General features: G+C 68.5%; 25 protein-coding genes and 1 tRNA gene. 13 read left to right on the top strand and 13 right to left on the bottom strand.

Annotated elements, in window-relative coordinates; all coding sequences use genetic code 11:
* Positions 1-36 precede the first annotated feature (36 nt).
* The 8 genes from AC5Y5E_RS29000 to aceE form a co-directional block, all read right to left on the bottom strand.
* Positions 37-924 (bottom strand): type IV toxin-antitoxin system AbiEi family antitoxin, encoded by an 888-nt coding sequence (locus tag AC5Y5E_RS29000; RefSeq protein ID WP_499907208.1) that lies wholly within the window; start codon positions 922-924, stop codon positions 37-39.
* A gap of 130 nt (positions 925-1,054) precedes the next feature.
* The gene (locus AC5Y5E_RS28995) at positions 1,055-2,476 is read right to left on the bottom strand and encodes an acyl-CoA carboxylase subunit beta (protein WP_499907207.1); all 1,422 of its coding nucleotides are present in this window, start codon (positions 2,474-2,476) and stop codon (positions 1,055-1,057) included.
* Positions 2,477-2,520: 44 nt separating this feature from the next.
* Positions 2,521-3,774, bottom strand: a complete 1,254-nt coding sequence (kasB, locus tag AC5Y5E_RS28990; protein ID WP_499907205.1) for a 3-oxoacyl-ACP synthase KasB — start codon at positions 3,772-3,774, stop codon at positions 2,521-2,523.
* A gap of 29 nt (positions 3,775-3,803) precedes the next feature.
* Complete coding sequence (gene kasA, locus AC5Y5E_RS28985; RefSeq protein ID WP_499907203.1) at positions 3,804-5,054, bottom strand: 3-oxoacyl-ACP synthase KasA; 1,251 nt, start codon at positions 5,052-5,054, stop codon at positions 3,804-3,806.
* Positions 5,051-5,398: a meromycolate extension acyl carrier protein AcpM gene (gene acpM, locus AC5Y5E_RS28980; RefSeq protein ID WP_499907201.1), complete on the bottom strand. Its 348-nt coding sequence runs from the start codon at positions 5,396-5,398 to the stop codon at positions 5,051-5,053. Before acpM ends, kasA begins: the two co-directional genes overlap by 4 nt.
* An 82-nt stretch (positions 5,399-5,480) precedes the next feature.
* Entirely contained in the window at positions 5,481-6,389 is a 909-nt protein-coding gene (locus AC5Y5E_RS28975) for an ACP S-malonyltransferase (protein WP_499907199.1), read from the bottom strand.
* Positions 6,390-6,529: 140 nt separating this feature from the next.
* On the bottom strand, positions 6,530-7,855 hold the full coding sequence (locus AC5Y5E_RS28970) for a PucR family transcriptional regulator (protein ID WP_499907198.1): 1,326 nt from the start codon (positions 7,853-7,855) through the stop codon (positions 6,530-6,532).
* 185 nt (positions 7,856-8,040) lie between these two features.
* On the bottom strand, positions 8,041-10,830 hold the full coding sequence (aceE, locus tag AC5Y5E_RS28965) for a pyruvate dehydrogenase (acetyl-transferring), homodimeric type (RefSeq protein WP_499907196.1): 2,790 nt from the start codon (positions 10,828-10,830) through the stop codon (positions 8,041-8,043).
* A 116-nt stretch (positions 10,831-10,946) separates the two neighbouring features.
* Between aceE and AC5Y5E_RS28960 the strand changes: the two genes are divergently transcribed.
* The 6 genes from AC5Y5E_RS28960 to AC5Y5E_RS28935 all read left to right on the top strand — a co-directional run bounded on the left by AC5Y5E_RS28960 (position 10,947) and on the right by AC5Y5E_RS28935 (position 16,306).
* Positions 10,947-11,537, top strand: a complete 591-nt coding sequence (locus AC5Y5E_RS28960; protein ID WP_499907194.1) for an Rv2240c family protein — start codon at positions 10,947-10,949, stop codon at positions 11,535-11,537.
* Between the two features lie 93 nt (positions 11,538-11,630).
* Positions 11,631-12,053: a DUF3052 domain-containing protein gene (locus AC5Y5E_RS28955; RefSeq protein WP_499907192.1), complete on the top strand. Its 423-nt coding sequence runs from the start codon at positions 11,631-11,633 to the stop codon at positions 12,051-12,053.
* Positions 12,053-12,514, top strand: a complete 462-nt coding sequence (locus tag AC5Y5E_RS28950; RefSeq protein WP_499907190.1) for a peroxiredoxin — start codon at positions 12,053-12,055, stop codon at positions 12,512-12,514. Before AC5Y5E_RS28955 ends, AC5Y5E_RS28950 begins: the two co-directional genes overlap by 1 nt.
* A gap of 46 nt (positions 12,515-12,560) precedes the next feature.
* Positions 12,561-12,632 (top strand) — tRNA-Val (locus AC5Y5E_RS28945).
* A gap of 329 nt (positions 12,633-12,961) precedes the next feature.
* Positions 12,962-15,100 (top strand): PPE family protein, encoded by a 2,139-nt coding sequence (locus tag AC5Y5E_RS28940; RefSeq protein ID WP_499907188.1) that lies wholly within the window; start codon positions 12,962-12,964, stop codon positions 15,098-15,100.
* An 87-nt stretch (positions 15,101-15,187) separates the two neighbouring features.
* On the top strand, positions 15,188-16,306 hold the full coding sequence (locus AC5Y5E_RS28935) for an epoxide hydrolase family protein (protein ID WP_499907240.1): 1,119 nt from the start codon (positions 15,188-15,190) through the stop codon (positions 16,304-16,306).
* 12 nt (positions 16,307-16,318) lie between these two features.
* On the opposite strand, the gene AC5Y5E_RS28930 is transcribed toward AC5Y5E_RS28935, so the two are convergent.
* On the bottom strand, positions 16,319-16,717 hold the full coding sequence (locus AC5Y5E_RS28930) for a VOC family protein (protein WP_499907187.1): 399 nt from the start codon (positions 16,715-16,717) through the stop codon (positions 16,319-16,321).
* A gap of 15 nt (positions 16,718-16,732) precedes the next feature.
* The gene (locus tag AC5Y5E_RS28925) at positions 16,733-17,548 is read right to left on the bottom strand and encodes an oxygenase MpaB family protein (RefSeq protein ID WP_499907185.1); all 816 of its coding nucleotides are present in this window, start codon (positions 17,546-17,548) and stop codon (positions 16,733-16,735) included.
* Between the two features lie 76 nt (positions 17,549-17,624).
* On the opposite strand from AC5Y5E_RS28925, the gene AC5Y5E_RS28920 reads away from it, so the two are divergent.
* Both AC5Y5E_RS28920 and AC5Y5E_RS28915 read left to right on the top strand, forming a co-directional pair.
* Positions 17,625-17,768 carry a hypothetical protein gene (locus tag AC5Y5E_RS28920; protein WP_499907183.1) on the top strand — a complete coding sequence of 48 codons (144 nt, stop codon included), beginning with the start codon at positions 17,625-17,627 and terminating at the stop codon, positions 17,766-17,768.
* Positions 17,769-17,811: 43 nt separating this feature from the next.
* A complete protein-coding gene (locus tag AC5Y5E_RS28915; protein WP_499907181.1) occupies positions 17,812-18,777 on the top strand; it encodes a cobalamin biosynthesis protein in 966 nt (321 codons plus the stop codon).
* A gap of 26 nt (positions 18,778-18,803) precedes the next feature.
* Here the strand turns inward: AC5Y5E_RS28915 and AC5Y5E_RS28910 are convergent, their stop codons facing one another.
* From AC5Y5E_RS28910 to AC5Y5E_RS28900, 3 genes are read right to left on the bottom strand one after another with little or no spacing between them, the layout of a single operon-like run.
* Positions 18,804-19,604 carry an SURF1 family cytochrome oxidase biogenesis protein gene (locus tag AC5Y5E_RS28910; RefSeq protein ID WP_499907179.1) on the bottom strand — a complete coding sequence of 267 codons (801 nt, stop codon included), beginning with the start codon at positions 19,602-19,604 and terminating at the stop codon, positions 18,804-18,806.
* An 8-nt stretch (positions 19,605-19,612) separates the two neighbouring features.
* Positions 19,613-20,116 carry a low molecular weight protein-tyrosine-phosphatase gene (locus AC5Y5E_RS28905; RefSeq protein WP_499907177.1) on the bottom strand — a complete coding sequence of 168 codons (504 nt, stop codon included), beginning with the start codon at positions 20,114-20,116 and terminating at the stop codon, positions 19,613-19,615.
* Positions 20,109-20,774: an HAD-IA family hydrolase gene (locus tag AC5Y5E_RS28900; protein ID WP_499907175.1), complete on the bottom strand. Its 666-nt coding sequence runs from the start codon at positions 20,772-20,774 to the stop codon at positions 20,109-20,111. The genes AC5Y5E_RS28905 and AC5Y5E_RS28900 overlap by 8 nt, the downstream gene beginning before the upstream one ends.
* A gap of 57 nt (positions 20,775-20,831) precedes the next feature.
* On the opposite strand from AC5Y5E_RS28900, the gene cobC reads away from it, so the two are divergent.
* Genes cobC through AC5Y5E_RS28875 form a run of 5 tightly spaced genes read left to right on the top strand, consistent with a single transcriptional unit; the run spans position 20,832 to position 25,425 of the window.
* Complete coding sequence (gene cobC, locus AC5Y5E_RS28895; protein ID WP_499907173.1) at positions 20,832-21,863, top strand: Rv2231c family histidinol phosphate aminotransferase CobC; 1,032 nt, start codon at positions 20,832-20,834, stop codon at positions 21,861-21,863.
* Complete coding sequence (locus tag AC5Y5E_RS28890) at positions 21,860-23,005, top strand: Nif3-like dinuclear metal center hexameric protein (protein WP_499907171.1); 1,146 nt, start codon at positions 21,860-21,862, stop codon at positions 23,003-23,005. The genes cobC and AC5Y5E_RS28890 overlap by 4 nt, the downstream gene beginning before the upstream one ends.
* On the top strand, positions 22,995-23,732 hold the full coding sequence (locus AC5Y5E_RS28885; protein ID WP_499907169.1) for a zinc ribbon domain-containing protein: 738 nt from the start codon (positions 22,995-22,997) through the stop codon (positions 23,730-23,732). Before AC5Y5E_RS28890 ends, AC5Y5E_RS28885 begins: the two co-directional genes overlap by 11 nt.
* A complete protein-coding gene (locus AC5Y5E_RS28880) occupies positions 23,729-24,820 on the top strand; it encodes a bifunctional RNase H/acid phosphatase (protein WP_499907167.1) in 1,092 nt (363 codons plus the stop codon). Before AC5Y5E_RS28885 ends, AC5Y5E_RS28880 begins: the two co-directional genes overlap by 4 nt.
* 23 nt (positions 24,821-24,843) lie before the next feature.
* Positions 24,844-25,425: a TetR-like C-terminal domain-containing protein gene (locus AC5Y5E_RS28875; protein ID WP_499907166.1), complete on the top strand. Its 582-nt coding sequence runs from the start codon at positions 24,844-24,846 to the stop codon at positions 25,423-25,425.
* Positions 25,426-25,434: the final 9 nt, after the last annotated feature.

Raw genomic sequence — 25,434 nt, 5'->3', positions numbered from 1 at the left:
GGGTATTTCGTGCGATTCTGCGTCTGCTCGCCATCGTTAGCCGGCTTTGCGTGCACGGTCCAAATGGGTGGCGATGCGCATGGCAAGTCGCTCGGGTTCGCGTCTTACATCGTGGACGACGATAGGAATGATTGTCCATCCCAGTTCCTGGATGCTGCCCGATCTTGATTTGTCTCGGAGCATCTCGCTCCGTCCCGCATGCCACTCGATGCTTTCGTATTCAGCCGCTACGCGCATGTCCGGCCATGCAAAGTCGACTCGCCACAATTCACCGTCGCGACCAAGAATTGGGTATTGAAGTTCAGGGAGCGGGAGCCCGTGGTCGATCATCACAAGCCGGGCTTCGCTTTCCATCGCGGATTCCGCACGTCCGTCGGCAAGGGAAAGAAGTCCCCGCACGGCCACTATCCCGCGGCGGCCCCGCTGCTCGGCGACCGCACATTCGAGTTCTGCACGGCTGCAACGCATCGAACGCAATGCGGCGTCAAGTGTTGCGATTGCGCGAGGACGCGGCAACTGCCTCGCGACTTCGACAGCCGTCCAGGCAGGTCTGGTCGCGAGACGCCCTGCTATCCGTTGCAATGGGGCGCCAGTACGTTGGTGAACCATCAGGCCGACTGCGGGACGCATTCGTACGCCAGGATCGAGTATGTGGATTGCGGTCGCGCCTTCCGTGTCGAAGCCGTACAGGGCGGCGGCTGTGTTCATGCACACAACGGCGTGCTGCCCCATAAAGATGTCCAACGCGGTCAGGCGACCTGAAAGATCTGGCTCCTTAGCGGCGTAAACCCCATACCAGACGCGTTTGAGGCCTCCGTTTCGAACTTGGACATCGAGCTGCTGCCGGGTCATTACCGTCAGCAACTGGGCGGTAGTGGCGAACCCGCCAGCCTGCTGTAGGACTGCGAGCGCTCCAGCATGCACCGCCAGAGCATGCGAGGAGCACGCCGAATTGGCGAGTCACCGCTGGGGATAGACGGCCGAGCAGACGCAGAATCGCACTGCGCGTGCCGCGCGCGTGCGATTCTGCGTCTGCTCGCGGTAAAAAGGCGAGCTACAGCGGGATGTTCTTGTGGCGTCCGCGGCGCGCCGGAGCCTGGGCCAACGCCTCGGTGATCTTGCTGCGGGTGTGCGCCGGGTCGATCTTCTCGTCAACCACGCCGATCTCGATGGCGCTGTCGACGCCGCCGGCGATCCGCTCGTGCTCGGCGGCCAACTCGTCGTGCAGCGCCTCGCGTTCGTGGTCGGCCGCGGCGGCCAGCTTCTTCTTGTGCAGGATGCCGACGGCCGCCTTGGCGCCCATCACGGCGACCTCGGCGTCCGGCCACGCGAACACCTTGGTCGCGTTCAGTGAGCGGGAGTTCATCGCAATGTAGGCCCCGCCGTAGGTCTTTCGGGTGACCAGGGTGACCCGGGGGACGGTGGCCTCGCCGAATGCGTGCAGCAGCTTGGCGCCGCGGCGCACCACGCCGCCCCACTCCTGGTCGACACCCGGCAGGTAACCGGGCACGTCGACCACCACGATCAGCGGAATCCCGAAGGCGTCGCACAGCCGCACGAAACGTGCCGCCTTCTCGGCGCTTTCGGAGTTCAGGCACCCGCCGAGGCGCAGCGGGTTGTTGGCCAGCACGCCGACGGTGCGGCCGGCCAGCCGGCCCAGCCCGACCACCATCGACGGCGCCCAGTGGCCCTGGAACTCGTCGAAAGCGGTGTCCGAGTCGAGGAGCGCGGTCACAATCGGGTGCACGTCGTAGGCCCGTCGCGCCGACTCGGGCAGCAGCGCGTGGATGTCGGTGTCCCCGGCCTCGGCCTTGCTGCGGTCGAAATGCCCTTGCTGGCAGAACAATCCGACCAGCCGGCGGCCCCGCTCGTAGGCGTCGAGCTCGTCATCGGCGACGATGTGGCACACCCCGGACTTCTTGTGGTGCGTCTCCGGGCCGCCGAGCGACGCCATGTCGACGTCCTCGCCGGTGACGCTGCGCACCACGTCGGGTCCGGTGACGAACACCCGGCTTTCGGGCGCCATCACGACGACGTCCGTCAGCGCCGGTCCGTAGGCGGCGCCGCCGGCGGCGAAGCCGACGACGACCGAGACCTGCGGAATGTAGCCCGACGCGCGGATCATGGCCTCGAACACCAGCCCGACCGCGTGCAGCGCCCGGACACCCTCGGCCAACCGCGCCCCGCCGGAGTGCCAGATGCCCACGATGGGACTCTGTTCCTCGATGGCGGTGTCGTAGGCGTTGACGATGTGCGTGCATCCCTCGATGCCCATCGCGCCGCCCATCACGGTGCCGTCCGTGCAGAACGCGATGGTGCGCAGCCCATTCACGGTCCCCGAGGCGGCCAGCACGCCCGAGCGGTCACGCTCGTGCAGGAGTTCCACGCTGCCGTTGTCGAAGAAATTGCTCAGGCGCAGCAACGGGTCCCGGGGGTCGAGCGACTCACCAACCGACGAGGGGGCCATGATTGTCATCGCGGGTCTCCTGTTTCCGAGTGTGCCCGGGCTATAGGGCGGGTTTAGTACCGCCCGAAAGCGATCGCCACGTTGTGACCGCCGAATCCGAACGAGTTGTTGATCGCGTACTTGTAGTCGCCCGTCCGCGGCTTGCCCGCCACCACGTCCAAATCGATCTCCGGATCGAGGTTTACGAGGTTAAGTGTCGGCGGGACCACCTGATCCCGCAACGCGAGCACCGTCAGGATCGACTCCACCGCACCGACCGCACCCACCGAGTGGCCAAGGGCGGACTTGGGCGCGTACACCGCCGGCTTGTTGCTGCCCAGGGCGTTGTTGATCGCCCGGCCCTCGGCCAGGTCGCCGACCTGGGTCCCGGTGGCGTGGGCGTTGATGTGGTCGATGTCGCCGGGGGTGAGGTCCGCGAGCTGGATTGCCCGCGTTATCGCGTGACCGGCGCGCTCGCCGTTGGGATCCGGCGCCACCATGTGGAAGCCGTCCGAGGTGATGCTGGCCCCCATGATCCGGGCCAGGATGTTGGCGCCACGAGCCTTGGCGCTCTCCTCGGTCTCGATCAACATGAGCGCTCCGGCCTCGCCGAACACGAAGCCGTCGCGGTCCTTGTCGAACGGGCGGCAGGCACCGGCGGGGTCGTCGTTGTTGGTGGACATCACGATGCGCATCTGAGCGAACCCGGCAATGGGCACCGCCTCGATCCGTGTTTCGACGCCACCGCAGATCGCCGCGTCGGCCTCGCCGAGCACGATCTGCTGCCACGCCCGCGCGATGCCTTCCGAACCCGACGCGCACGCCGAGATCGGCGTCATCACACCGGCTTTGGCGTGCCGTTCCAGTCCCACCGCCGCGGCGGCGCCGTTGGGCATGTACTTCTGCACCGCCAGTGGCGAGACCGCCTTCATACCGCGAGCGCGCATGTCGTCGTAGCTGAAGACGAGCTCCTCTGCCGAGCCCAGCCCGGTCCCGATGGAGACCGCCAACCGGTTGGTGTCGAGCTCGGGATTACCGGCGTTCTCCCACAGGCGCCGGCTCAGGATGGTGGACATCTTCTGCAGGTAGCCCATCCGGCGCAGCTCGACGCGCGTGAGCTGACTGTCGAACTCCTCCAACAGGTGCCCGCCGATCTTCACCGGCAGGCCGAACTCCTCGACGAACGGGTCGTCGAGGGTGCGGATCCCGCTTTGGCTGTCCAGCAACATCTTCCACGTGTTCTCGGCGTCCGTTGCAAGTGCGGTCGTCATGGCAACGCCGGTAACCACTACATTGGGGAGCGCTTTCCCCGTAACCAGCTCCGTCATGGCTTTAGCGAACGTTCCTTCCGTGCTGCCTAGTAGCGCCCAAACGCGAGCGCCACGTTGTGACCACCGAAGCCGAACGAGTTGTTGATCGCGTAACGGTATTCGCCGTAGCGAGGTTCACCTGCGACCACATCAAGGTCGATCTCGGGATCCGGGGTTTCGTAATTCAACGTGGGTGGTATGACGCCGTCCCGAAGGCTCAATACCGTCAATACGGATTCCAGCGCGCCGACCGCGCCGATCGAGTGGCCCAGCGCCGACTTCGGCGCATACACCGCGGCGTGCTCGCAACCGGCGACACGGAGCGCGTTGGCCTCCGCGGCGTCGCCGATCGGTGTCGCCGTCCCGTGGGCGTTCACGTGGTCAATGTCCTTGGCGGACAAGCCCGCCAGCTCCAACGACCGCGTCATCGCACGACCGGCACGAACACCGTCCGCGGCGGGCGCCACCATGTGGAAGGCGTCCGAGGTGATACCGGCACCCAGCAGGCGGGCCAGCGGCTTGGCGCCGCGGGCCTTGGCGTGCTCTTCCGTCTCGATGAGCATGAGCGCCCCGGCCTCGCCGAACACGAAGCCGTCGCGGTCCTTGTCGAACGGACGCGAGGCACGCTCCGGCTCGTCGTTGCGGGTCGACATGGCCCGCATCATCGAGAACGCCGCGATGGGCAGCGCCTCGATCGGCCCCTCGACACCACCGGCGACGGCGACGTCGGCATCCCCCATGACGATCTGGCGCCACGCGTGGGCGATGGCCTCCGAACCCGACGAGCACGCCGAGACCGGGGTCATCACGCCGGCGCGGGCCCCGAGCTGCAGACCCACCACCGCGGCGGCGCCGTTGGGCATGATCATCTGAACGGCGAGCGGCGACACCTTACGGGGGCCGCCCTCGTTCATCAGGTCATAGCTCTCGATGACCCGCTCGGCGCCACCGAGGCCCGTGCCGACCACGACCGAAAACCGGTCAGGGTCGACCTCGGGACTGCCGGCGCTCTCCCAGAGCTGACCGGACAGCAGCTTGCCCATCCGCTGGACGTAGGACATGCGGCGCAGGTCGAGCCTGCCCATGTGGTTGTCGATGGGCTCCTTGAGGTGTCCACCGATCTTCACGGGCAGGTCCCACTTGGTGACGAACTCGTCTTCGAGTACGTGGATGCCGCTCTCGCCGGCCAACAAGCCCTTCCACGTGCTCTCGATGTCCGGCGCGATCGATGTCGTCGCCGTGACGGCGGTTACCACAACGCTGGGGTAACCGCCATTGGCAGTGGAAGGCTTGGTCACTTGCTGTCCGCTTCCAGCCTCGCCTTGACGTTGGCAACAGCCTCGGGGTTCTCCGACTCCAGCTTGGCGCGCAGCGCTGCGGCGGCCTCGGGGTCCTCTTCCTCGAGCTTCTGGATGTAGGCGACGACGTCACCGACGGTGCGCAGGCCGGCGAGGTCCTCGTCGGGGATCTTGACGCCGTACTTGTCCTCGGTCTGCACCGCGATCTCGACCATCGACAGCGAGTCGATGTCCAGGTCGTCGACGAACGACTTCTCCGGGGTGACCTCCGACGGCTCGATACCGGTCACCTCTTCGATGATCTCGGCGATACCGGCGATAATTTCTTCCTGAGTGACGGCCACAGCCTATTCCCTTCGTAATGTGTTGTGTGCAAATCGGATTGACGTTTTGCAGTATTTATTTTTCTGGCGAAAAGCCGGCGGTTTAGAGGTTTGCCAACTCGTCCAGATCTGCGGGTGACTTCACGGCACGGGCCGTAACCCCCCGAAGTTCGCGTTTGGCGATGCCGGTGAGCGTCCCCGCCGGGGGGAACTCCACGATCGCCGAAACATCATGCGCACGCAGATACTCGGTGCACAGGTCCCAGCGCACCGGCTGGGTCAGCTGGGCGACGAGCGTGTCCATCGCGGCCGCCGCCGAGGCGACGGGCTTTCCGTCCCGATTGGACAGCAGCGTGGCGGTGGGCTCGGCGGTCGTGACGGCGGCCGCCGCGGCGGCGTAACCGTCCAGGGCCGGGGCCATGTACTTGGTGTGGAAGGCACCGGCCACGCCGAGGGCGCGCACACGCGCCTTGGCCGGCGGGTCCTCGGCGAGCTTTTCCAGCGCGGTCAGCGGGCCCGCGGCGACGATCTGCCCGGGCGCGTTGCGGTTGGCCGGGAACAGCTCGAGCTCCTCGAGGCGGCCCAGCACCTCGGCCTCGTCACCGCCGAGCACCGCGGACATGCCGGTGGGCTCGATGGCGCAGGCCTTGGCCATTTCGGCGCCGCGGGTGGCGGCCAGCGCGACGGCGTCGTCTGCGGCCAGCACGCCGGCGATCGCGTAGGCCGCGATTTCCCCGACGGAGTGCCCGGCGACGATGAATTCTTCACCGGCGAGCAGGTCGCGCCTGGTCAGCTCCTGGTGCGCGAGCAGCGTGGCCGCGACGATCAGGGGCTGGGCGACCGCGGTGTCGGTGATCTCCTCGGTCGATGCGGTGGTCCCGAGGCGAACCAGGTCCAGGCCGCTGGCCTTAGACCACAGGGCCAGCTGGTCTGCGGCGCCTGGTAGCTCCAACCACGGCGACAGCATCCCCTCCGTCTGCGAACCCTGTCCGGGCGCAAGCAATGCAATCACGTATTTAAGAGAACACTGTGGAAACGGTTTTGGCGGGTGTAACAGATTATGAACCTCGTCTTAGGTTTTTGTATGCATCTTACAAAACCGCCCTCTACGCTACGGTTTTGATACCGCGCCGCGATCTGTTGGCTGGATCACTATCGCTCGGACGCGCGTGCAGCATCACTCCTGGCCGGTAGGGGGACCGGCGCCAGGGCTTTGTTGTCGATGCTGGACGGCTGCGCGGGATAGTTCAGCTGGCCCACCGTCGAGGCCACACGCAGCACGTATGCGTCGCGCGGCTGGGTGGGATCACGCCCGGTGAAGTCGGTGATGCGCTTGAGCCGGTAGCGCACCGTGTTTGGATGAACGAACAACTTTCTGGCACAAGCTTCAATCGCGCCGCCACAATCTAAGTACGCGTCGAGGGTCTCGATCAGCGTTGGCCCGGCGTCGGCCAGCGGCCCCATCACGTCGGTGTGCAGCGCCACGATCGCCGACGCGTCGCCCATCAGGGCGCGTTCGGGGAGCAGCTCCCGGGCCAGCACGGGCCGCGGCGCCCCCCGCCACCCGGCGACGGCGTTCATCCCGGAGATCGCCTCGCTGGCGCTGTGGTAGGCCGCGGTCAGCATGGGCGCCGTCGGCCCGATGACCACCGGGCCGTCCGACAACGCATTCAAAAGGTCCCCCAGGAATTTGTCGGTTAGCGATAGTTGGCCGGACACGATCGCCACCAGCCAGGTGCCGTGCACGTCGGTGAGCGCCGCCCGGCCGTGCTGCGCGGCGATGTCGCGGACGTCCTGGCTGGCCCGCTGGCTGCCGCCGTCGCCGTTCGCGCCGTCCCGGGCGGGCGCGGGGATCCCGACGACGACCGTCGCCGGGGCGGTGGTGTCCCAGTTCAGCGCCGCGGCGCGGGACAGCAGTTCGGGTCCGGTGTCGCCGCGAACGACCGCGTCGACGACGCTGGCCTCCATCCGGCTGTCCCAGGTGCCGCGCGCCTCGGCCGCGTTCGCGTAGGACGAGGCGGCGGTGAACGCCAGGTCGCGGCTGTACTTCAGGATGCCCACGGTCAGGGCGGTCAGCTGCTCCTCGGAGCGGGCCACCAGTGGCACGACCTCTTCGAAGAACTCCATGGTGACGCGGGCCAGCTCCACGGTGTCGCGCAACGCGATGCGGCGGGCCAGGTCCTGGGGCACCAGTTCGAAGGCCTGCGCGGTGTAGCTGACGTCGCTGTGCGGGTCCTTCATCCACTCGACGAAGTTGTTGATGGCCGTCTGCACCACCAGAGCCACGCTGGCCCGCTGCGACGCCTCCAGGCCGGCGAAGAACGGCAACCGATCGCCCATGACCGACACCGCCTCGGTGGCCAGCCGGCCGGAGTACTGCTTCAGTCGGCGCAGCAGCGATTCCGGGACCGTGTCCAGCAGCTCGAGCGGTGAACGCGGGTGCTTGGCGAATGGGCCGGCGAAGGGGTTGTCATTCACCCCTAAAACCTACGCCATTTTTTGGAAGTATTCGCCAAAGGTGTGCCCGCGTCGCACGCTTTTGGGCTGCGACGACGGGCCGAGCGTGCGGCAGGGCCGGCGAACGGCGCTCAGCGTCACTCTGGCGTGACGCTCGGCGCCCAGTGCCACGCTGACGTGACGCTCGGCGGGGGAGGCGACCGGCGTCAGGCCACGCCCGGGTCCGACGTCTGCTCGGGCGCAGCCATGACGTCGTCGATTCGGTACTGGCGGGCGGCCGCGACCGGCACCGACGGGTCGATCTCGCCGTCGCGCGCCAGCGCCTCGAGCACCGCGACGACCTGCGACTCGGCGTCGGTGTTGAAGAAGCGCCGCGCGGCGGGCCGGGTGTCGGAGAAGCCGAACCCGTCGGTGCCCAGCGTGACGAAGGTGCCCGGCACCCATTGGCGGATCTGCTCGGGCACGGCGCGCATCCAGTCCGACACCGCGATGACCGGGCCGCTGGCATCGGCGAGGGCGCGGGTCACGTAGGGGGTGCCGGCCGGCTGGTCGGGGTGGCGCAGCCGGGCCCGCTCGACGTTGACGCCGTCGCGGTTCAGCTCGCCCCAGCTGGTCACCGACCACACGTCGGCCGCGACGTCCCACTCGGCGGCCAGCATCTCGGCCGCCTGCAGCGCCGACGGCATGGCGACCCCGGAGGCCAGGATCTGCGCCTTGTTCGTCCGCTGTTCGGTGGCGACGCGGTAGCGGTAGATGCCGCGCAGCACGCCCTCGGGATCGAAGTTGTCCGGCTCCGGCGGCTGCGGATACGGCTCGTTGTAGACGGTTATGTAGAAGAACACGTTCTCCGGGTTCTCCCCGAACATGCGGGCCAGCCCGCTCTCCACGATGTAGGCGATCTCGAACGCGAACGCCGGGTCGTAGGACACCACCGCCGGATTGGTGGCGGCCAGCAGCAGGGAGTGGCCGTCGGCGTGTTGCAGGCCCTCACCGGTCAGCGTGGTGCGCCCCGCGGTCGCGCCGAGCAGGAAGCCGCGCGCCATCTGGTCGGCCGCGGCCCACAGCCCGTCGCCGGTGCGCTGGAACCCGAACATGGAATAGAAGATGTAGATCGGGATCATCGGCTCGTTGTGCGTCGCGTACGACGTGCCGGCCGCGATGAACGAGCCCACCGAGCCCGCCTCGTTGATGCCCTCGTGCAGGATCTGGCCGACTTCGCTTTCCTTGTAGGCCAGCATCAAATCGGCGTCGACGGCGGTGTACAGCTGGCCGAGGCGGTTGTAGATCTTCAGCGACGGGAACCACGAGTCCATCCCGAACGTGCGCGCCTCGTCGGGAATGATCGGCACGATTCGCGGCCCAACCTCCTTGTGCCGCAACACTTCCTTGAACGTCCGCACCGTCGCCATGGTGGTGGCGACCTCCTGGTTGCCCGACCCCTTCTTCAGCGCGGCGTAGGTGTCGCGGCCGGGCAGCGAAAGCGCCTTGGCCTTCGTCCGGCGCTCGGGCAGAAAGCCGCCCAGCGCGCGGCGCCGGTCGAGCAGGTAGCGGATCTCCGGGGCGTCGGGGCCGGGGTGGTAGTAGGGCGGCAGGTAGGGATCCTCTTCGAGCTGGGCGTCGCTGATCGGGATCCGGATGGCGTCGCGGAAGTCTTTAAGGTCTTGCAGCGCAAGCTTTTTCATCTGGTGGGTGGCGTTGCGGCCCTGGAAGTGCGCGCCCAGCGAGTAGCCCTTGATGGTCTTGGCCAGGATCACCGTCGGCTGTCCCTTGTGGTCGACGGCGGCGCGGTAGGCGGCGTAGACCTTGCGGTAGTCGTGGCCGCCGCGCTTGAGGTTCCAGATCTCCGAATCGGTCATCTGCTCGACGAGCGCCTTGGTGCGCGGGTCGCGACCGAAGAAGTGGTCGCGCACGTAGGCGCCGTCGTTGGCCTTGTAGGTCTGGTAGTCGCCGTCGGGCGTGGTGTTCATCAGGTTGACCAGCGCGCCGTCCTTGTCGGCGTGCAGCAGGGCGTCCCACTCGCGGCCCCAGACCACCTTGATGACGTTCCAGCCAGCGCCGCGGAAGAACGACTCCAGCTCCTGGATGATCTTGCCGTTGCCACGCACCGGGCCGTCGAGGCGCTGCAGGTTGCAGTTGATCACGAACGTCAGGTTGTCCAGGCCCTCGAGCGCGCCGACGTGGGCCAGGCCGCGGCTTTCGGGCTCGTCCATCTCGCCGTCGCCGAGGAAACACCACACGTGCTGGTCGGAGGTGTCCTTGATGCCGCGGTCGTGCAGGTAGTGGTTGAACCGCGCCTGATAGATGGCGTTGAGCGGGCCCAGGCCCATCGACACGGTCGGGAACTCCCAGAAGTCGGGCATCAGCCGCGGGTGCGGGTAGGAGGGCAGCCCGCCGCCGGCGTGGCTGTGCTCTTGGCGGAAGCCGTCGAGCCGCTCCTCGCTGAGCCGGCCCTCGAGGAAGGCGCGGGCGTAAATACCGGGGGAGGCGTGGCCCTGGATGAAGACCTGGTCCCCGCCGCCGGGGTGCGACTTGCCACGGAAGAAGTGGTTGAAGCCGACCTCATAGAGCGCCGCCGACGAGGCGTAAGTCGAAATGTGGCCGCCCACGCCGATTCCCGGGCGCTGGGCGCGGTGCACCATGATCGCGGCGTTCCACCGGATCCACGCCCGGTAGCGGCGTTCGACGTCCTCGTCGCCGGGGAACCACGGCTCCAGCTCGGTCGGGATGGTGTTGACGTAGTCGGTCGACGTCAGTGACGGGATGGCCACCCGCTGGTCGCCCGCGCGCTCGAGCAGCCGCAGCATCAGGTAGCGCGCCCGCGCCGGCCCCGAGCGCTCCAGCATTTCGTCGAAGGACTCGAGCCATTCCGACGTCTCGTCGGGGTCGATGTCGGGCAGATAGGACGCCACACCCTCGCGGATCACCCGAACGCGGTCGGGTTCGCTTGCGCTACTTGGGGTTTTCGCCAGGTCGTGGCGCGCGAACTCGGTGGTCAACTTCCGCTCCTGTAGTCGGCGGGGCAACGGCTTTCGTCGTATCCCCCTATCGTGCCGCACCGACGTTCCGGGCGGGTACCCGCGGTGAGGATCCGGACCCGGTAACGTCTCCAACCGTGCTCATCGGATGGCGTGCCGTCCCTCGCATGCACCTGGGGGAGATCCCCAAGCGAGGCGCGCTGGCGCTTGGCTGTGTCGCGGCGGTGATCCTCGGGATCGTGGGGTGTACCAGCGTCACCAAGGGGACCGCCACGCCCGATACGAATGTCGCCCCGGCCTACCGGCAGTCGGTGTCCGCGTCGGTGTCGGCGTCGTCGGCCACCTCGCGCGTCCGCGAGTCGCAGCGCCAGGCCTCGCTGACGACCAAGGCGGTGCGCACCTCCTGCGACACGCTGGCCACCTCCGCCAAGGACGCGATCGACCGGGTGAACGACTACGTCGCGTCGTTCAACGCGGGCCGCAACACCGGCCCGAACGAGGGCCCGGCGATCGGCGCGCTCAACGACAGCGCCACCACGGTCTCCAACAGCTTCAGCGATGCCCTGTCGCAGCAGCTGAAGGACGCGTTCAACGCCTACGTCGACGCGGCGCGCGGGGTGGCCAACGCGATCGGCACGCACGCGTCGATAGCCGAGTTCAACAGGCGGGTCGACCAGCTCAACGACACCAAGACGAAGGCGCTGAAACTCTGCCTGGCATCCTACTGAGACGCCTGGTGAGGCACGGGTATGGACCGCGTCGCGGCTGTGCGACGATAATTCCCATCACACGGCGCGCAGATAGCTTAAGGAGGCTCCACGGTGGTCGCGGCGGATGACGCCCCGAGCTACGCTCGCAAACTCGGCATCCATCGAGACCAAGTCGTCCAGGAGTGGGGCTGGGACGAGGACACCGACGACGACATCCGCGCCGCGGTCGAGGAGGCCTGCGGCAGCGAGCTGCTCGACGAGGACAGCGACGAGGTGATCGACGTCGTGCTGCTGTGGTGGCGCGACGGCGACGGTGACCTGGTGGACACCTTGATGGACGCGATCAGCCCGCTGGCCGAGGACGGCGTGATCTGGGTGCTGACCCCCAAGACCGGCAAGCCCGGTCACGTGCTGCCCGCCGAGATCGCCGAGGCGGCCCCGACCGCGGGCCTGATGCCGACCTCGTCGGTCAACCTGGGCAACTGGAGCGCCAGCCAGCTGGTACAGCCGAAGTCGCGGACCGGGAAGCGTTGATGCTGCCCGTCGGCACCGCCGCCCCCGACTTCACATTGCGCGACCAGAACCAGCAGCCCGTCACCCTGAGCTCCTACCGCGGCGCCAAGAACGTGCTGCTGATCTTTTTTCCGCTGGCGTTCACCGGGATATGCCAGGGTGAGCTTGATCTGCTGCGCGATCACCTGCCGGAATTCGAGAACGACGACAGCGTGGCGTTGGCGATCTCGGTGGGGCCGCCGCCGACGCACAAGATCTGGGCGCTGGAGAGCGGGTTCACTTTCCCGGTGCTGTCGGACTTCTGGCCGCACGGCGAGGTCAGCCAGGCCTACGGCGTGTTCAACGCCGACGCCGGCTACCCCAACCGCGGCACCTTCGTCGTCGACCGGTCGGGGATAATCCGATTCGCCGAGATGAAGGATCCCGGTGAGTCCCGCGACCAGCGGCTGTGGACTCAAGCCTTGGCGGCTTTGCAGGCCTGATTTTTGGGTGCACGGCCTCCGGGCGTGTAGCCTGCGGCGTTGCATGGGGCGCGTAGCTCAGTGGTAGAGCTCTGGTTTTACACACCAGCGGTCGGCGGTTCGATACCGTCCGCGCCCACTCGATTGCATTCACTTTCGCCGCCGTAACCTCACGGCGATTTTCGGCGCCGACCTTCGCCGTGGCGTTACGCTCGCGGCCTTTTGTGGCTCGGGCAGGCGGCTCAAGCCCGCTGCGTTGCTTAAATAGCTGCGCCACAGTCGTTTTCATGTGTTGTACGCACAGCCGAATGCCGGACCGGCCCGGCCGCGCGGCCTCCTGCACGGACGGCGCGGCGCCTTTGCCAGACCAAGACCACACCCGATATTAGGCAAGGCTAGCTTTACTAGCTCTAGTGTGTGTAGCCTACCCTTACTTCGGGCAGCTTAACGATGGAAGGACGACTACATATGAGTTTTCTGGTGTTGCCGCCAGAGGTTAATTCGGCGCGGATGTACACGGGTCCGGGTGCGGGCCCGATGCTTGCCGCCGCCGCGGCCTGGGATGGGTTGGCCGCCGAGCTGGACTCGGCGGCAGGCGCGTTCGGATCGGCGACCTCGGGCCTGGCCGCGGAGGCGTGGCAGGGCGCCGCGGCGCAGGCGATGGCCGGTGCGGCCGCACCCTACGCGGCGTGGTTGGCCGAGGCCGCGGCTCGCGCGCAGACGGTAGCCGGTCAGGCCAACTCTGCGGCCGCGGTGTTTGAGGCAGCCCGGGCGGCGGCGGTGCATCCAGGGCTGGTCTCGGCCAACCGGTCCCAATTGGTGTCGCTGGTCAACTCGAACCTGTTGGGCCTCAACGCGCCGGCGATCGCAGCCGCCGAGTCCGAATACGAGCAGATGTGGGCCCAGGATGTGGTCGCGATGGTGAGTTACCACGGCGGGGCGTCGGCGGCCGTCGCGGCGCTGACACCGTGGGAGCATGCGTTGCAAAGCCTGCCGAGCCTGCAAGGTTTGAACCTGGGTCTCGGCAACATCGGCACCTTGAACCTGGGCAGTGGAAATTACGGGTCGTATAACTTCGGCGGGGGAAACAGCGGCCCCGGCACGACCGGCGGGGGCAACTTCAACTTCGGCTTCGGCAACTACGGGTCCTTCAACTTCGGTGCGGGCAACGGTAACTCGCTCTTCAGCGAGGCGACGTCCTACTACAACGTGGGATTCGCCAACATAGGTCAATTCAACTTCGGCGTCGGCAACATCGGTGGCGGCAACATCGGCATCGGCAACGGCAGCGCCTATTCGCACGACAACCCGGCCCCCGGCTATCTCAACGTCGGTATCGGCAACCTCGGCAACGGCAACTGGGGCATCGGGAACCTGGGTAACAACAACATCGGCTTGGGAAACCTCGGCAACAACGACATCGGCATCGGGCTCACCGGCAACAACCAAATCGGGTTCGGCGGCCTCAACGCCAATGGTGCCGGTTGGAACGTCGGCCTGGGTAACAACGGCAGCTTCAACTTCGGCTTCGGCAACACCGGCAACAACAACTTCGGCCTGGCCAACACCGGCAACCACGACATCGGTATCGGACTTACCGGCGACAACCAAATCGGGTTCGGCGGCTGGAACTCGGGCAGCGGCAACACCGGCCTGTTCAACTCAGGCACCGGCAACACCGGAATCTTCAACTCGGGGACCGGCAACTGGGGCATCGGCAATACCGGCAGCCATAACTGGGGGCTGGTCAACTCCGGCACCTTCGACACCGGTGTAGGCAACACGGGCAGCACCGAAACCGGTTTCTGGAACGCCGGCAGCAGGAGCACCGGTTTGTTCAACGCCGGCTCCAACAACTTCGGCGTTCTGGATGCGGGTACCAGGAACGTCGGTTTCTTCGATGCGGGAACCGCCAACGTGGGCAGCTTCGATTCGGGCCTCAGCAACGTCGGCTTTGGTAACTCGGGCTTTGCCAATGTGGGCTCGTTCAACGCCGGAAGCTGCAACACGGGCGCCTTCAACTCCGGGGGCACCATTGACGGGGCCGGAAACACCGGCTTCTTCAACGCGGGCAACACCAACACGGGCTTCTTCAACTCGGGCAACACCAACACCGGTTTCTGGAACTCGGGCAATGTGAATACGGGCTTCTTCGGTACGGGCAGTTACAGCGGCAACTCGGGCTTCGGCAACACCGGCACGGGCAACTCCGGTTTTTTCAACACCGGCGGTGACTACAACTCCGGATTCCACAATTCGGCCGCCGGCGGGTACAGCTCGGGATTCTGGAACTCCGGCGGCGGCACAGAAATGGGCTTCTTCAACTCGGGTGACAACGGGTACAACGTCGGTCTCTTCAACTCGGGCCACGGCGGTAGCAACATCGGCATCGGCAACTCGGGTACCGGCGGCGGCAACGTCGGCCTTTTCAATACCGACTCGAACCCCACCGAGGGCGAAAGCACCGGCATCCTCAATTCTGGCGCCGGCCACAACGTCGGTGTCTACGACTCGGGCGACCACGACTCCGGCTTCGGAAACTCGGGCAGCAGAAGTTCGGGTGGCTTCAACACCGGCAACTATCAGTCAGGATTCTTCAACAGATAGGCAGCGCTGGCGGCGCGCGGGGTCCGCCCGGCCGCGGGCGCGGTCCAGATGGCGATGTGGCAACCTCAGGGCGTGAACGAGCAACCCGTGAGGCCGTTTCGCATCGAAGTGCCCGACACCGACCTCGACGACCTGCGCTCGCGCCTGGCGCGCACCCGCTGGCCGGAGGCCGAATGCGTCGACGACTGGAGCCAGGGCATTCCGCTGGCGTACACGCGCGAGCTGGCCGACTACTGGGCGAACGAATACGACTGGCGGTCCCGGGAGGCCGCGCTCAATCGCTTCGATCAGTTCATCACCGAAATCGACGGGCTGGACATTCATTTCATCCACCAGCGCTCGCCGCACGACGACGCCTTCCCGTTGCTGATCACCCACGGCTGGCCGGGCTCGATCGTGGAGTTCCACAAGGTGATCGAGCCGCTGACCAATCCGGCGTCGGGGCGCGCCGAGGACGCGTTCCACGTGGTGTGCCCGTCGCTTCCGGGGTACGGGTTCTCCGGCAAGCCCACCCGCACGGGATGGGGAGTGGAAAAGATCGCCGAGGCGTGGGAGGCGCTCATGCTGCGCCTCGGCTACGACGGCTACGGCGCGCAGGGCGGCGACTGGGGAGCCGCCGTCACCACGCAGATCGGCCGAAATCGAGGCCATTGCGCGGCCATTCACATGAACATGCCGATCGGGCGGCCCACCAAGGAATCGCTGGCCAACCCGACCCCGGAGGAGCAACGCGCGCTGGCGTCGATGGCCGAGCACCGCCAGTGGGGGACCGGCTATTCCAAGCAGCAGTCCACCCGGCCGCAGACGCTGGGCTACGGGCTGGTCGATTCGCCGGTGGGGCAGCTGGCGTGGATCGTCGAGAAGTTCTGGGCGTGGGCCGATTGCGACGGGCACCCCGAGAACGTGTTCGGCCGCGACGAGCTGCTGGACAACGTGATGATGTACTGGGTGACCGCCACCGGCGCGTCGTCGGCCCGGTTGTACTGGGAGAGTTTCCGGGTCTTCGGCCAGATGGAACGGGTCGAATTGCCAACCGGCGTCAGCGCTTTCCCGGGCGAGCTGCTGAAGGCGCCGCGGAGCTGGTGCGAGCCGGTGTACAACATCACGCACTGGACGGACATGCCGCGCGGCGGGCACTTCGCCGCGTTCGAACAACCGGAGTTGTTCGTGGACGACGTCCGCGCGTTCTTCGCGACGGTGCGCTGAGCGACCGCGGGATCACACCCCCGGCGGTGCGAAGAGCTCCAACGCAATGCCGTCCGGGTCGCGGAAGCTCAATCCCGAGCCGTAGGGCGCGTCCACGATGCCGCCATGCTCGACGCCCAGTTCGTCCAGCCGGGTGACCCACTTCTCCAGGTCGGCGCGGCCGGCGCATCCGAAGCCGACGTGGTCGAGCCCGACCCGCAGCTCACTGAACGCCTCGTCGGGGGCGCGGCGGTCGTGCTCATGGATGCCGAATACGGTGTGGCCGTCGAGCATCCACACCAGGTGCCGGAAGCCGGCGTCGGTGTGCTCGTCGAGGATCGGCTCGGCGTCGAACAGGCTGCGGTACCAGGGGCCGCTGATCTCGAGGTCACGCACCGTGACCGCGACGTGGTTGAGGGCGGGGAAGGGCATGGCCCGACTTTACTGCTAAACGATGCGCCAACCCCGGCGTGCCCGAATGCGCATGTCCCACAGGTAAAGCTGATAGCCGAAGATCCACGCCCGGTGCGGGATGAGCCGGTCCGCCAGCCGCAGGCCGGTCAGCAGCCATTCGAACCGGCGCTGCTGGACCTGCGACCAGTCCAGCTCCATCATCGCCCGAAATTCCGGGGCCAGGAATCCCGTCGTCGCCCATAGGTTGAACGGCCCGCCCAGCGCCCGCAGCGGCAGCGGCAGAAACGCCATCGAGGCCACCCCGTGCAGGTGCTCCCGCACCGGCGGGTCGATGCGCAGCTCGTCGAGGGAGCGCTTCCAGTACTCGTCGAACGCGGCGAGGTCCGGCGGCCACATGCGCTCGGGCACCTGCAGCGTGGTCCCCAGCCGTTTGGCGTCGCGATAAACCGATTCGGCGGTGGCGTCGTCCAGCGGACCGTGCAAGAACTCGTGCTGATCGACGAAATAGCGGTAAAGGCAGGCGGCCACCCACAGCTGCAGCTTGGGGTCGAAAGCGTTGTAGGACACCGGGCTTGACGACGTCGAGCGAACCTGCCGGTGCGCGATGTCCACGGCGTCGCGGATCAACGCCCGGTCGGACTCGGTCCCGATGGCCGCGACGGCCAGGTAGGTCCCGGTGGTGCGGGCCCGCTTGAACGGATGCTTGTAGACGTTGCCGCTGTCCACCGGGCTTTCCAGCACGCCGTAACCGACGCCGGGCAGGGACAGCTGCATGATCACGTTCGCGGCGGGCAGCAACATCGCCGCCGGGTTCAGCAAATCCGCGATCCGGGTTGCGGGCCGCTTCATCGCGGATTACCCCTCATGGAATCGAGTACACCACGGCAAACCGTTATATCCGCGGAAAAACGGGCAGACCTGCACGATGAGTACCCAACCTGGTAACCCCATCCGGCCGCTGCCGCGCGCGCCCAACCTGGCACCGACGGCCGATCCCGACGCATTGCTGTGGTGGGTGGTGGGCCTGCTGATCGCCGTGGTGATCGTGGCGGCCATTTTGGCCATCTAGCGTGGCCGACCCCCGGTCGCGGCGGGTATGAGACGCTGCCCGGATGCGTGCGACCCGGGGCCGGACCGCCGGCGTGCTGGCCGGCTACGTCGCCGACCTCGCGCTGGGCGACCCCAAACGCGGCCACCCGGTCGCGCTGTTCGGCAGGGCGGCCGCGGCGGTGGAGCGCGGCACCTACCGCGACACCCGGGGCGCCGGCGCGCTGCACGTGAGCCTGCTGGTCGGCGCGGTGACGCTGCTGGGCGCGGCCGCCTCGCGTCGGGGCGGGCCGCTGGCCACCGCCGCGGCGACGTGGGCCTGTCTGGGCGGAACGTCGTTGGGCCGCACCGGCCTGGAGATGTCGCGGCTGCTGGAGCGCGGCGACGTCGACGCCGCCCGACGGCTGTTGCCGTCGTTGTGCGGGCGGGACCCGGCCCGGCTGGACGCCGCCGGCCTGACGCGCGCGGCGCTCGAATCGGTCGCGGAGAACACCTCGGACGCCGAGGTGGCGCCGCTGCTGTGGGCGGCGGCGGGCGGGGCGCCCGCGGTGCTGGCCTACCGCGGCATCAACACGCTGGATTCGATGATCGGCCACCGCTCCCCGCGCTACCTCCGATTCGGTTGGGCCGCAGCACGATTGGACGATGCGGCCAACTACGTCCCCGCGCGGGTGACCGCGGCGCTGGTGGTGCTGTGCGCACCGGTGGTCGCGGGTTCGCCGTCCGGGGCATTGCGGGCCTGGCGCGCTGACGCCGCGCGGCATCCCAGCCCCAACGCCGGGGTGGTCGAGGCGGCATTCGCGGGGGCGCTGGGCGTTCGCCTGGGCGGGCCGACGCAGTATCGCCACGAGCTGCAGATCCGGCCCACGCTCGGGGACGGGCGGGCCCCCGAGGTGGCCGACCTGCGCCGCGCGGTGGCGCTGTCGCGGGCGGTTCAGGCGGCCGCGGCGTTGGCGGCGTGTGCGCTCACGGCTTTTGGTGTGAGCGCAAGGCGGGAGAATCGCGTTCTCCGCGCCTTCAGCGCACACTGAAAACCCTCAACGCACACCAAAAGTGCCTACCGCCGGCGGCCGTAGCGGTCGGCGAGCTTCTCCTCGACGGTCGCCGGTGCGGCGGCGGTTTGTTGCTTTTCCCGGCGGCGCACCCGCAGCTCGGAGTAGACGAAGTAGCCCAACCCGATGGGCGCGAGGATGCCGAACGAAATCCACTGGATGCCATAGGACAGGAACGGTCCGGCGTCGAGGTGCGGCACACCGATCACGCCCAGTCCGCCGGGCTGGTTGTCGACCAGCTGCAGATACGACGCGGCCAGCGGCACCTTGGTCAACGCCGAGACCTGTTCGGTGTTGATCGAATACACCTGCTGCACACCGTCTCTGACGAAGGGATCCTTGCCCGCCACGGCGGGTTCGGAGTCCCGCAGCCGCGCGGTGACGGTCACCGTCTCCGCCGGCGGGCGGGGGATCGGGGGGACATGGGATCCCGGCTCGGGGCGCACGTAGCCCCGGTCGACCAGCACCGTGGGGCCGTCGTCGACGACGAAGGGCGCCAGCACCTCGAACGCCTGATCGCCCTCGACCACCCGCAGGCGGGCCAGCACCTGCACGTCGGGCAGGTAGTGCCCGGTCGCCGTCACCCGGCGCCACTGCGCGTCCGGCGCCGACGAATCCTGCCGGGGCAGCAGGGTTTTCAGCGGAACGGGCGGGGTGTTGAGGGAGTACTCGATCTGGTGGTTCTCCCGCGACGTCCTGGTGTTCTTTCCCAGCTGCCACGGCGCGAGCACCATGAAACACAGGTAGGTGAAGGCGATCACCACCACCGCCAGGGCTATCCAGCCCGGCCGCAGCAGAAACGCCATGCCCCTTTTCACCGGGGCATCGGGCCTTTCCCGTTTTCCGCGAGTCGTTCGTCGACCCAGGCGTGCAGGCCGGGCAGGGCGGCCTCGATGACGGTGAAGACGTCCTCGAAGTCGTCGTGGTCGCCGTAATAGGGGTCCTCGACGTCGAGCGCGTGCCTACCCGAGCGCGGGTCGAACGACCGCAGCATCCGGATCCGGTCGTCCTCGACGCCCAGCTGACGCAGCATCCGAACGTGGTTGCGGCCCAGGGCGACCACCAGGTCGGCGGCGAGGTGGTCGTCGTTCAGCTGCGCGGCGCAGTGGGCGGTGGGATAGCCGTGGGCATGCAGCACGCGGGTGGCCCGGTCGTCGGCGCAACTGCCGATATGCCAGTTCCCGGTGCCCGCGCTGGTCACCCGGACCGCGTCGCTGAGACCGCGCCGCTGCAGTTGGTCGGCGAACATCTTCTCGGCCATCGGGGATCGGCAGATGTTGCCGGTGCAGACGAAGGTGACGTGCAGGCGCTCAGACACCGAGGGCCCCCCGCAACTCCTGCACGGTCGAGGCGTGCGTCACGCCGGCGAGGCTGAAGCCCTCGTGAAAGTCGTCGCGCCCGTAGCCCCAGCCGACCACCACGGTGTCGATGCCGTGCGCGGCCGCGCCGTGCACGTCGTGGGTGCGGTCGCCGACCATCAGCACCCGCGCGGGCAGCGGCTGGAGCTGTTCGAGGGCGTGGGCCAGCACCTCCTCCTTGCTCTTGCGCGACCCGTCCGGGGCCGCGCCGGCGATCACCTCGAAGTACCCGTCCAGCCCGAAATGGGCCAGGATGCGCCGCGCCGTCGGTTCCAGCTTGGAGGTGGCCACGGCGAGCCGGACATCGGCGGCCCGCAGGTCGGCCAGCAGCGGCTCGATGCCGTCGAACAGCGTGTTCATCGCCCAGCCGCGGGCGCCGTACTCGGTCCGGAAGGCCGTGATCGCGCCCTCGGCGGAGTCGCCGAACATCGTGCGGAAGGTGTCGTCCATGGGCGGCCCGACAATCTGCGCGGCCAGGTCGCCCTCGGGCACGGCGGCCCCGACGTGCTCGAGCGCGTGCAGGAAGCTGGCCACGATCCCTTCCGCCGAGTCGGTCAGCGTGCCGTCGAGATCGAAGATCACCAGCTGCGGTGCGCCCGTCGAGACTGTGCCTGTCACCTCACCATTGTCCTAGATGCCCGCGCGCGCTCGCGGCGGCCCACTAGTGTTTCTCGGATGGCGACTCTGAACCCGAGCCCGCCAGCGGCGGCCCGCTATCACGGGGATCAGGCCGTGGCGCCGGGGATGCTCGATTTCGCCGTCAACGTCCGGCACGCGCAGCCGCCGGAGTGGCTGATGCGCCGGCTGGCCGCGCGGCTGGCCGACCTGGCGCGCTACCCGGGCCTGGCGGACGTGCAGCGGGCGCAGGACGCGGCCGCCGGGCGGCACGGCCGCACCCGCGACGAGGTGCTGCCGCTGGCCGGCGCGGCCGAGGGCTTCGCGTTGCTGCCCAACCTGCGCCCGGCGCGGGCGGCGATCGTGGCGCCGTCGTTCACCGAGCCGGCGGTGGCGCTGGGGGCGGCCGGGGTGCCGGTGCGGCAGGTGGTCCTGGAGCCCCCGTTCCGCCTGGACGGCGCGCGGGTGCCCGACGACGCCGACCTCGTCGTGGTGGGCAACCCGACCAACCCCACCTCGGTGCTGCACACCCGCGAGCAGCTGCTCGCGTTGCGCCGGCCGGGCCGGATCCTGGTGGTCGACGAGGCCTTCGCCGATTCCATTCCCGGCGAGCCGGAGTCGCTGGCCGGCGCCTCGTTGCCCGACGTGCTGGTGCTGCGCAGCCTGACCAAGACCTGGGCGCTGGCCGGGTTGCGGGTGGGCTACGCCCTGGGCGCGGCGGAGCTGTTGGCGCGGCTGACCGCGCGGCGCGCGCACTGGCCGGTGGGGACCCTGCAGCTGACGGCCATCGCGGAGTGCTGCGACCCGCGGGCCGTCGCCGAGGCGGCGGCCGGCGCGCTCCGACTGGCGCAGCTGCGCGCCGAGATGGTGGCGGGCCTGGCCTCGGTGGGCGCCGACGTGGTCGACGGCCGGGGCCCGTTCGTCCTGTTCCGCCTGCCCGGCGCCGACGGCATACGAAACAGCTTGGAGCGCAAGGGAATCGCCGTGCGACGGTGTGACACCTTCGTCGGCCTGGACGACCGGTACCTGCGGGCGGCGGTGCGACGGGACTGGCCGTTGCTGGTCCAGGCCATCGCGGAGGTGGCCCGGTGAGCGTGCGGCTGGCCGACGTGATCGAGGTGCTCGACGAGGCGTACCCGCCGCAGCTGGCGCAATCGTGGGATTCGGTCGGCCTGGTGTGCGGCGACCCCGACGACGCGCTGGACTCGGTGACCGTCGCCGTCGACGCGACACCGGCCGTCGTCGACGAGGTTCCCGACGGCGGGCTGCTGCTGGCCCATCACCCGTTGCTGCTGCGCGGGGTCGACACCGTGGCGGCCAGCACGCCCAAGGGCGCGCTGGTGCACCGCCTGATCCGCACCGGGCGTTCACTGTTCACAGCGCACACCAACGCCGACTCCGCCTCCCCGGGGGTGTCCGACGCGCTGGCCGATGCCCTCGGCCTGACCGTGGAGGCCGTGCTCGAACCGCTCACGGCGGCGGGCGATCTCGACAAGTGGGTCGTCTACGTGCCGCGCGAAAACGCCGAGGCGGTGCAGCAGGCCGTGTTCGAGGCCGGCGCCGGCCACATCGGCGACTATTCGCACTGCAGCTGGAGCGTGAGCGGCATCGGGCAGTTCCTGCCGCACGAGGGCGCTTCGCCGGCGATCGGCAGCGTCGGCAGCGTCGAACGGGTGCCCGAGGACCGGTTCGAGGTCGTCGCCCCGGCGCGCGCCCGCGGTGCGGTGCTGGCGGCGATGCGGGGCGCGCATCCGTACGAGGAGCCCGCGTTCGACATCTTCGCGCTGGTGCCCCCGCCCGGCGACGCCGGGTTGGGCCGCATCGGCACGCTGGCCCAACCGGAACCGCTGCGCAGCTTCGTCTCTCGCGTCGGCGCCGCGCTGCCGCCGACCTCGTGGGGCGTGCGCGCGTCCGGGGACCCCGACGCGCCGGTGTCGCGGGTCGCCGTGTGCGGCGGCGCCGGTGATTCGCTGCTGGCCGCCGCGGCCCGCGCGGACGTGCAGGCCTATGTCACCGCCGACCTGCGGCACCATCCGGCCGACGAGCACCGCCGGACCTCGAACGTGGCCCTGGTCGACGTGGCGCACTGGGCGAGCGAATTCCCCTGGTGCGAGCAGGCCGCCGGCATACTGCGGTCCCGATTCGGGGAGGCGCTGCCCGTTCGGGTCTGCACCGTTCGGACCGACCCATGGGACCTTGGCACCAACAGCGGGGAGAAAAGACATGAAAGCTGAGGTCGCGCAGCAAATTTCACTACTCGAATTGTCGAAGCTGGATGCGGAGCTGTCCCGCATCGCGCACCAGGCCTCCCACCTGCCGCAGCAGGAGGCGGTCGAGCGGATCCGGGCCGACCACAGCGCCGCCGCCGACCGGCTGGGCGCGCTGCGGATCGCGCTGGAAGACCTGGACGCCCAGGTGTCGCGGTTCGAGTCGGAGATCGAGGCGGTTCGGCAACGCGAAGACCGGGACCGCTCGATGCTCACGTCCGGTGCGACGGACGCCAAACAACTGTCGGACCTCCAGCACGAGCTCGAGACCCTGCTCCGGCGCCAAACCAGCCTCGAGGATTCGCTGCTGGAGGTGATGGAGCGGCGCGAGGAGTTGCAGGCCCAGCTGGACGCCGAGCAGCGGGCCGTCGAGGCGATGGAGTCCGAACTCGCCGTCGCCCAGGAGGCCCTCGACGCCGCGGTCGCCGAGATCGACGAGGCGCGCCAGGTTCGTTCGTCGCGACGCGACACCCTGTCGGCGGGGCTGGATCCCGACCTGTCCGCCATGTACGAGCGGCAGCGCGCCAGGGGCGGGCCGGGGGCCGGGCCGCTGCTCGGGCATCGGTGCGGCGCCTGCCGGATCGAGATCGGCCGCACCGAACTGTCCCGCATCTCGGCCGCCCCCGAGGACGAGCTGGTGCGCTGCCCGGAGTGCGGCGCGATCCTGTTGCGGGTCAAGGGGTTCGACCAGTGAAAGTCGTCGTCGAAGCCGACGGCGGGTCGCGCGGCAACCCCGGACCGGCCGGATACGGCGCGGTGGTCCGCACCGCGGACCGCGCGACGGTGCTGGCCGAGACCAAGCAGGCCATCGGCGTGGCGACCAACAACGTCGCCGAATATCGCGGCCTGATAGCCGGTTTGGACGACGCCCTGCAAATGGGCGCCACCGAGGTCGAGGCCTTCTTGGACTCCAAGCTGGTGGTCGAGCAGATGTCCGGGCGGTGGAAGGTCAAGCATCCCGACCTGATCGAGCTGCACGCGCAGGCCCGAAAGCTGGCGTCGCGGTTCGACCGGATCTCCTACGCCTGGGTGCCCCGGGCCCAGAACTCACACGCCGACCGGTTGGCCAACGAGGCGATGGACGCCGCGGCGGACATCGACGAGCCGTCGGAGCCAACGAAAAGCATTGCGGCCGAGGCAAAGACGTCGCCCGGCTGGACGGGGGCGCGGGGCACGCCGACCCGGCTGCTGTTGCTGCGGCACGGGCAGACGGAACTTTCGGCGGAACGCCGCTACTCGGGGCGCGGCAACCCGGCGCTGACGGATGTGGGGCGCCGGCAGGCCGGCGCCGCGGCGCGATACATCGCGGAGCGCGGCGGGATCGCCGCGGTGATCTCCTCGCCGTTGCAGCGGGCCTACGACACCGCGGCGGCGGCGGCCAAGGCGCTCGGTCTGGACGTCACGGTGGACGACGACTTGATCGAGACGGATTTCGGCGCGTGGGAGGGGCTGACGTTCGTCGAAGCGGCCGAACGTGATCCGGAGCTGCACCGGCGGTGGCTGCGCGACACCAGCACGACGCCGCCGGGCGGTGAAAGCTTCGACGCCGTGCTCGACCGGGTGCTTCGGGTTCGCGAACGGATCATCGAGTCGCACGCGGGCGCGACGGTGCTGGTGGTCTCCCACGTCACGCCGATCAAGATGCTGCTGCGGCTGGCGCTGGACGCCGGCCCTGGCATCCTGTACCGGTTGCATCTTGACCTGGCGTCGCTGAGCATCGCAGAGTTCTACTCGGATGGGGCGTCGTCGGTACGGCTGGTAAACCAGACGGGCTATCTGTAGCCGGGCTATAAAGGGGGACATCGATGCAGCCGTCTCAACCACCCGATGAATCCGTTTCTGCCGAGGTACGTGAGCGGGTGATGGTGGCGGCGCTCGATGAGCTGACTCTCTGGGGTGTCGAGCGGTTCAGCATCGAGGCCCTGGCGGAACGTCATCACCTCGATCCCGCGATGATCCACCGTTATTGGGGCAGCCGGCAGCGGCTCATCGTTGCCGCGGCCCTGGCCGATGCGGAGGCCTACAGTTCGATCGCCGACACCGGTTCGCTGCGCGGGGACCTGCTGGCGTTGGCGCGCAAGCTGGCCGATCGGATCAACAGCCGGGAGGGCCGCACGTTTATGCGGGCGCTGGTCATGGACCGTCGTGGACCGCACGACGAAGAGACGCGAATGATGGTGTGGGAGGCCCGTTTCGCGGTGGTGCGCGAGGTCGTCGACCGGGCCAGGAAGCGTGGCGATCTGCGTGACGACGTCAACACGCTGGCCGCCGTGCAGATCGTCCTGGCGCCGCTGAACGTTCGCGCCCTCTACTCCGACATGCCCGTCGACGACCGCTACTGCGAGGCGGTCGCGGAGATGGCGTGGCACGCGCTGGGGCGAAAATAGGCGCGGCTG

It is taken from the genome of Mycobacterium sp. NGS54, assembly GCF_059812465.1.
The sequence above is the reverse complement of the archived record's forward strand: the minus strand, read 5'-3'. Positions and strand labels throughout refer to the sequence as shown.

Coding starts and splice junctions, on each gene's coding strand:
- AC5Y5E_RS28950 (WP_499907190.1), top strand. CDS start 12,053: ATGCTGCCCGTCGGCACCGCCGCCCCCGACTTCACATTGCGCGACCAG.
- AC5Y5E_RS28885 (WP_499907169.1), top strand. CDS start 22,995: ATGAAAGCTGAGGTCGCGCAGCAAATTTCACTACTCGAATTGTCGAAG.
- cobC (WP_499907173.1), top strand. CDS start 20,832: ATGGCGACTCTGAACCCGAGCCCGCCAGCGGCGGCCCGCTATCACGGG.
- kasB (WP_499907205.1), bottom strand. CDS start 3,774: ATGACGGAGCTGGTTACGGGGAAAGCGCTCCCCAATGTAGTGGTTACC.
- AC5Y5E_RS28925 (WP_499907185.1), bottom strand. CDS start 17,548: ATGAAGCGGCCCGCAACCCGGATCGCGGATTTGCTGAACCCGGCGGCG.
- AC5Y5E_RS28910 (WP_499907179.1), bottom strand. CDS start 19,604: ATGGCGTTTCTGCTGCGGCCGGGCTGGATAGCCCTGGCGGTGGTGGTG.
- AC5Y5E_RS28940 (WP_499907188.1), top strand. CDS start 12,962: ATGAGTTTTCTGGTGTTGCCGCCAGAGGTTAATTCGGCGCGGATGTAC.
- AC5Y5E_RS28875 (WP_499907166.1), top strand. CDS start 24,844: ATGCAGCCGTCTCAACCACCCGATGAATCCGTTTCTGCCGAGGTACGT.
- AC5Y5E_RS28930 (WP_499907187.1), bottom strand. CDS start 16,717: ATGCCCTTCCCCGCCCTCAACCACGTCGCGGTCACGGTGCGTGACCTC.
- AC5Y5E_RS28995 (WP_499907207.1), bottom strand. CDS start 2,476: ATGACAATCATGGCCCCCTCGTCGGTTGGTGAGTCGCTCGACCCCCGG.
- AC5Y5E_RS28920 (WP_499907183.1), top strand. CDS start 17,625: ATGAGTACCCAACCTGGTAACCCCATCCGGCCGCTGCCGCGCGCGCCC.
- AC5Y5E_RS28915 (WP_499907181.1), top strand. CDS start 17,812: ATGCGTGCGACCCGGGGCCGGACCGCCGGCGTGCTGGCCGGCTACGTC.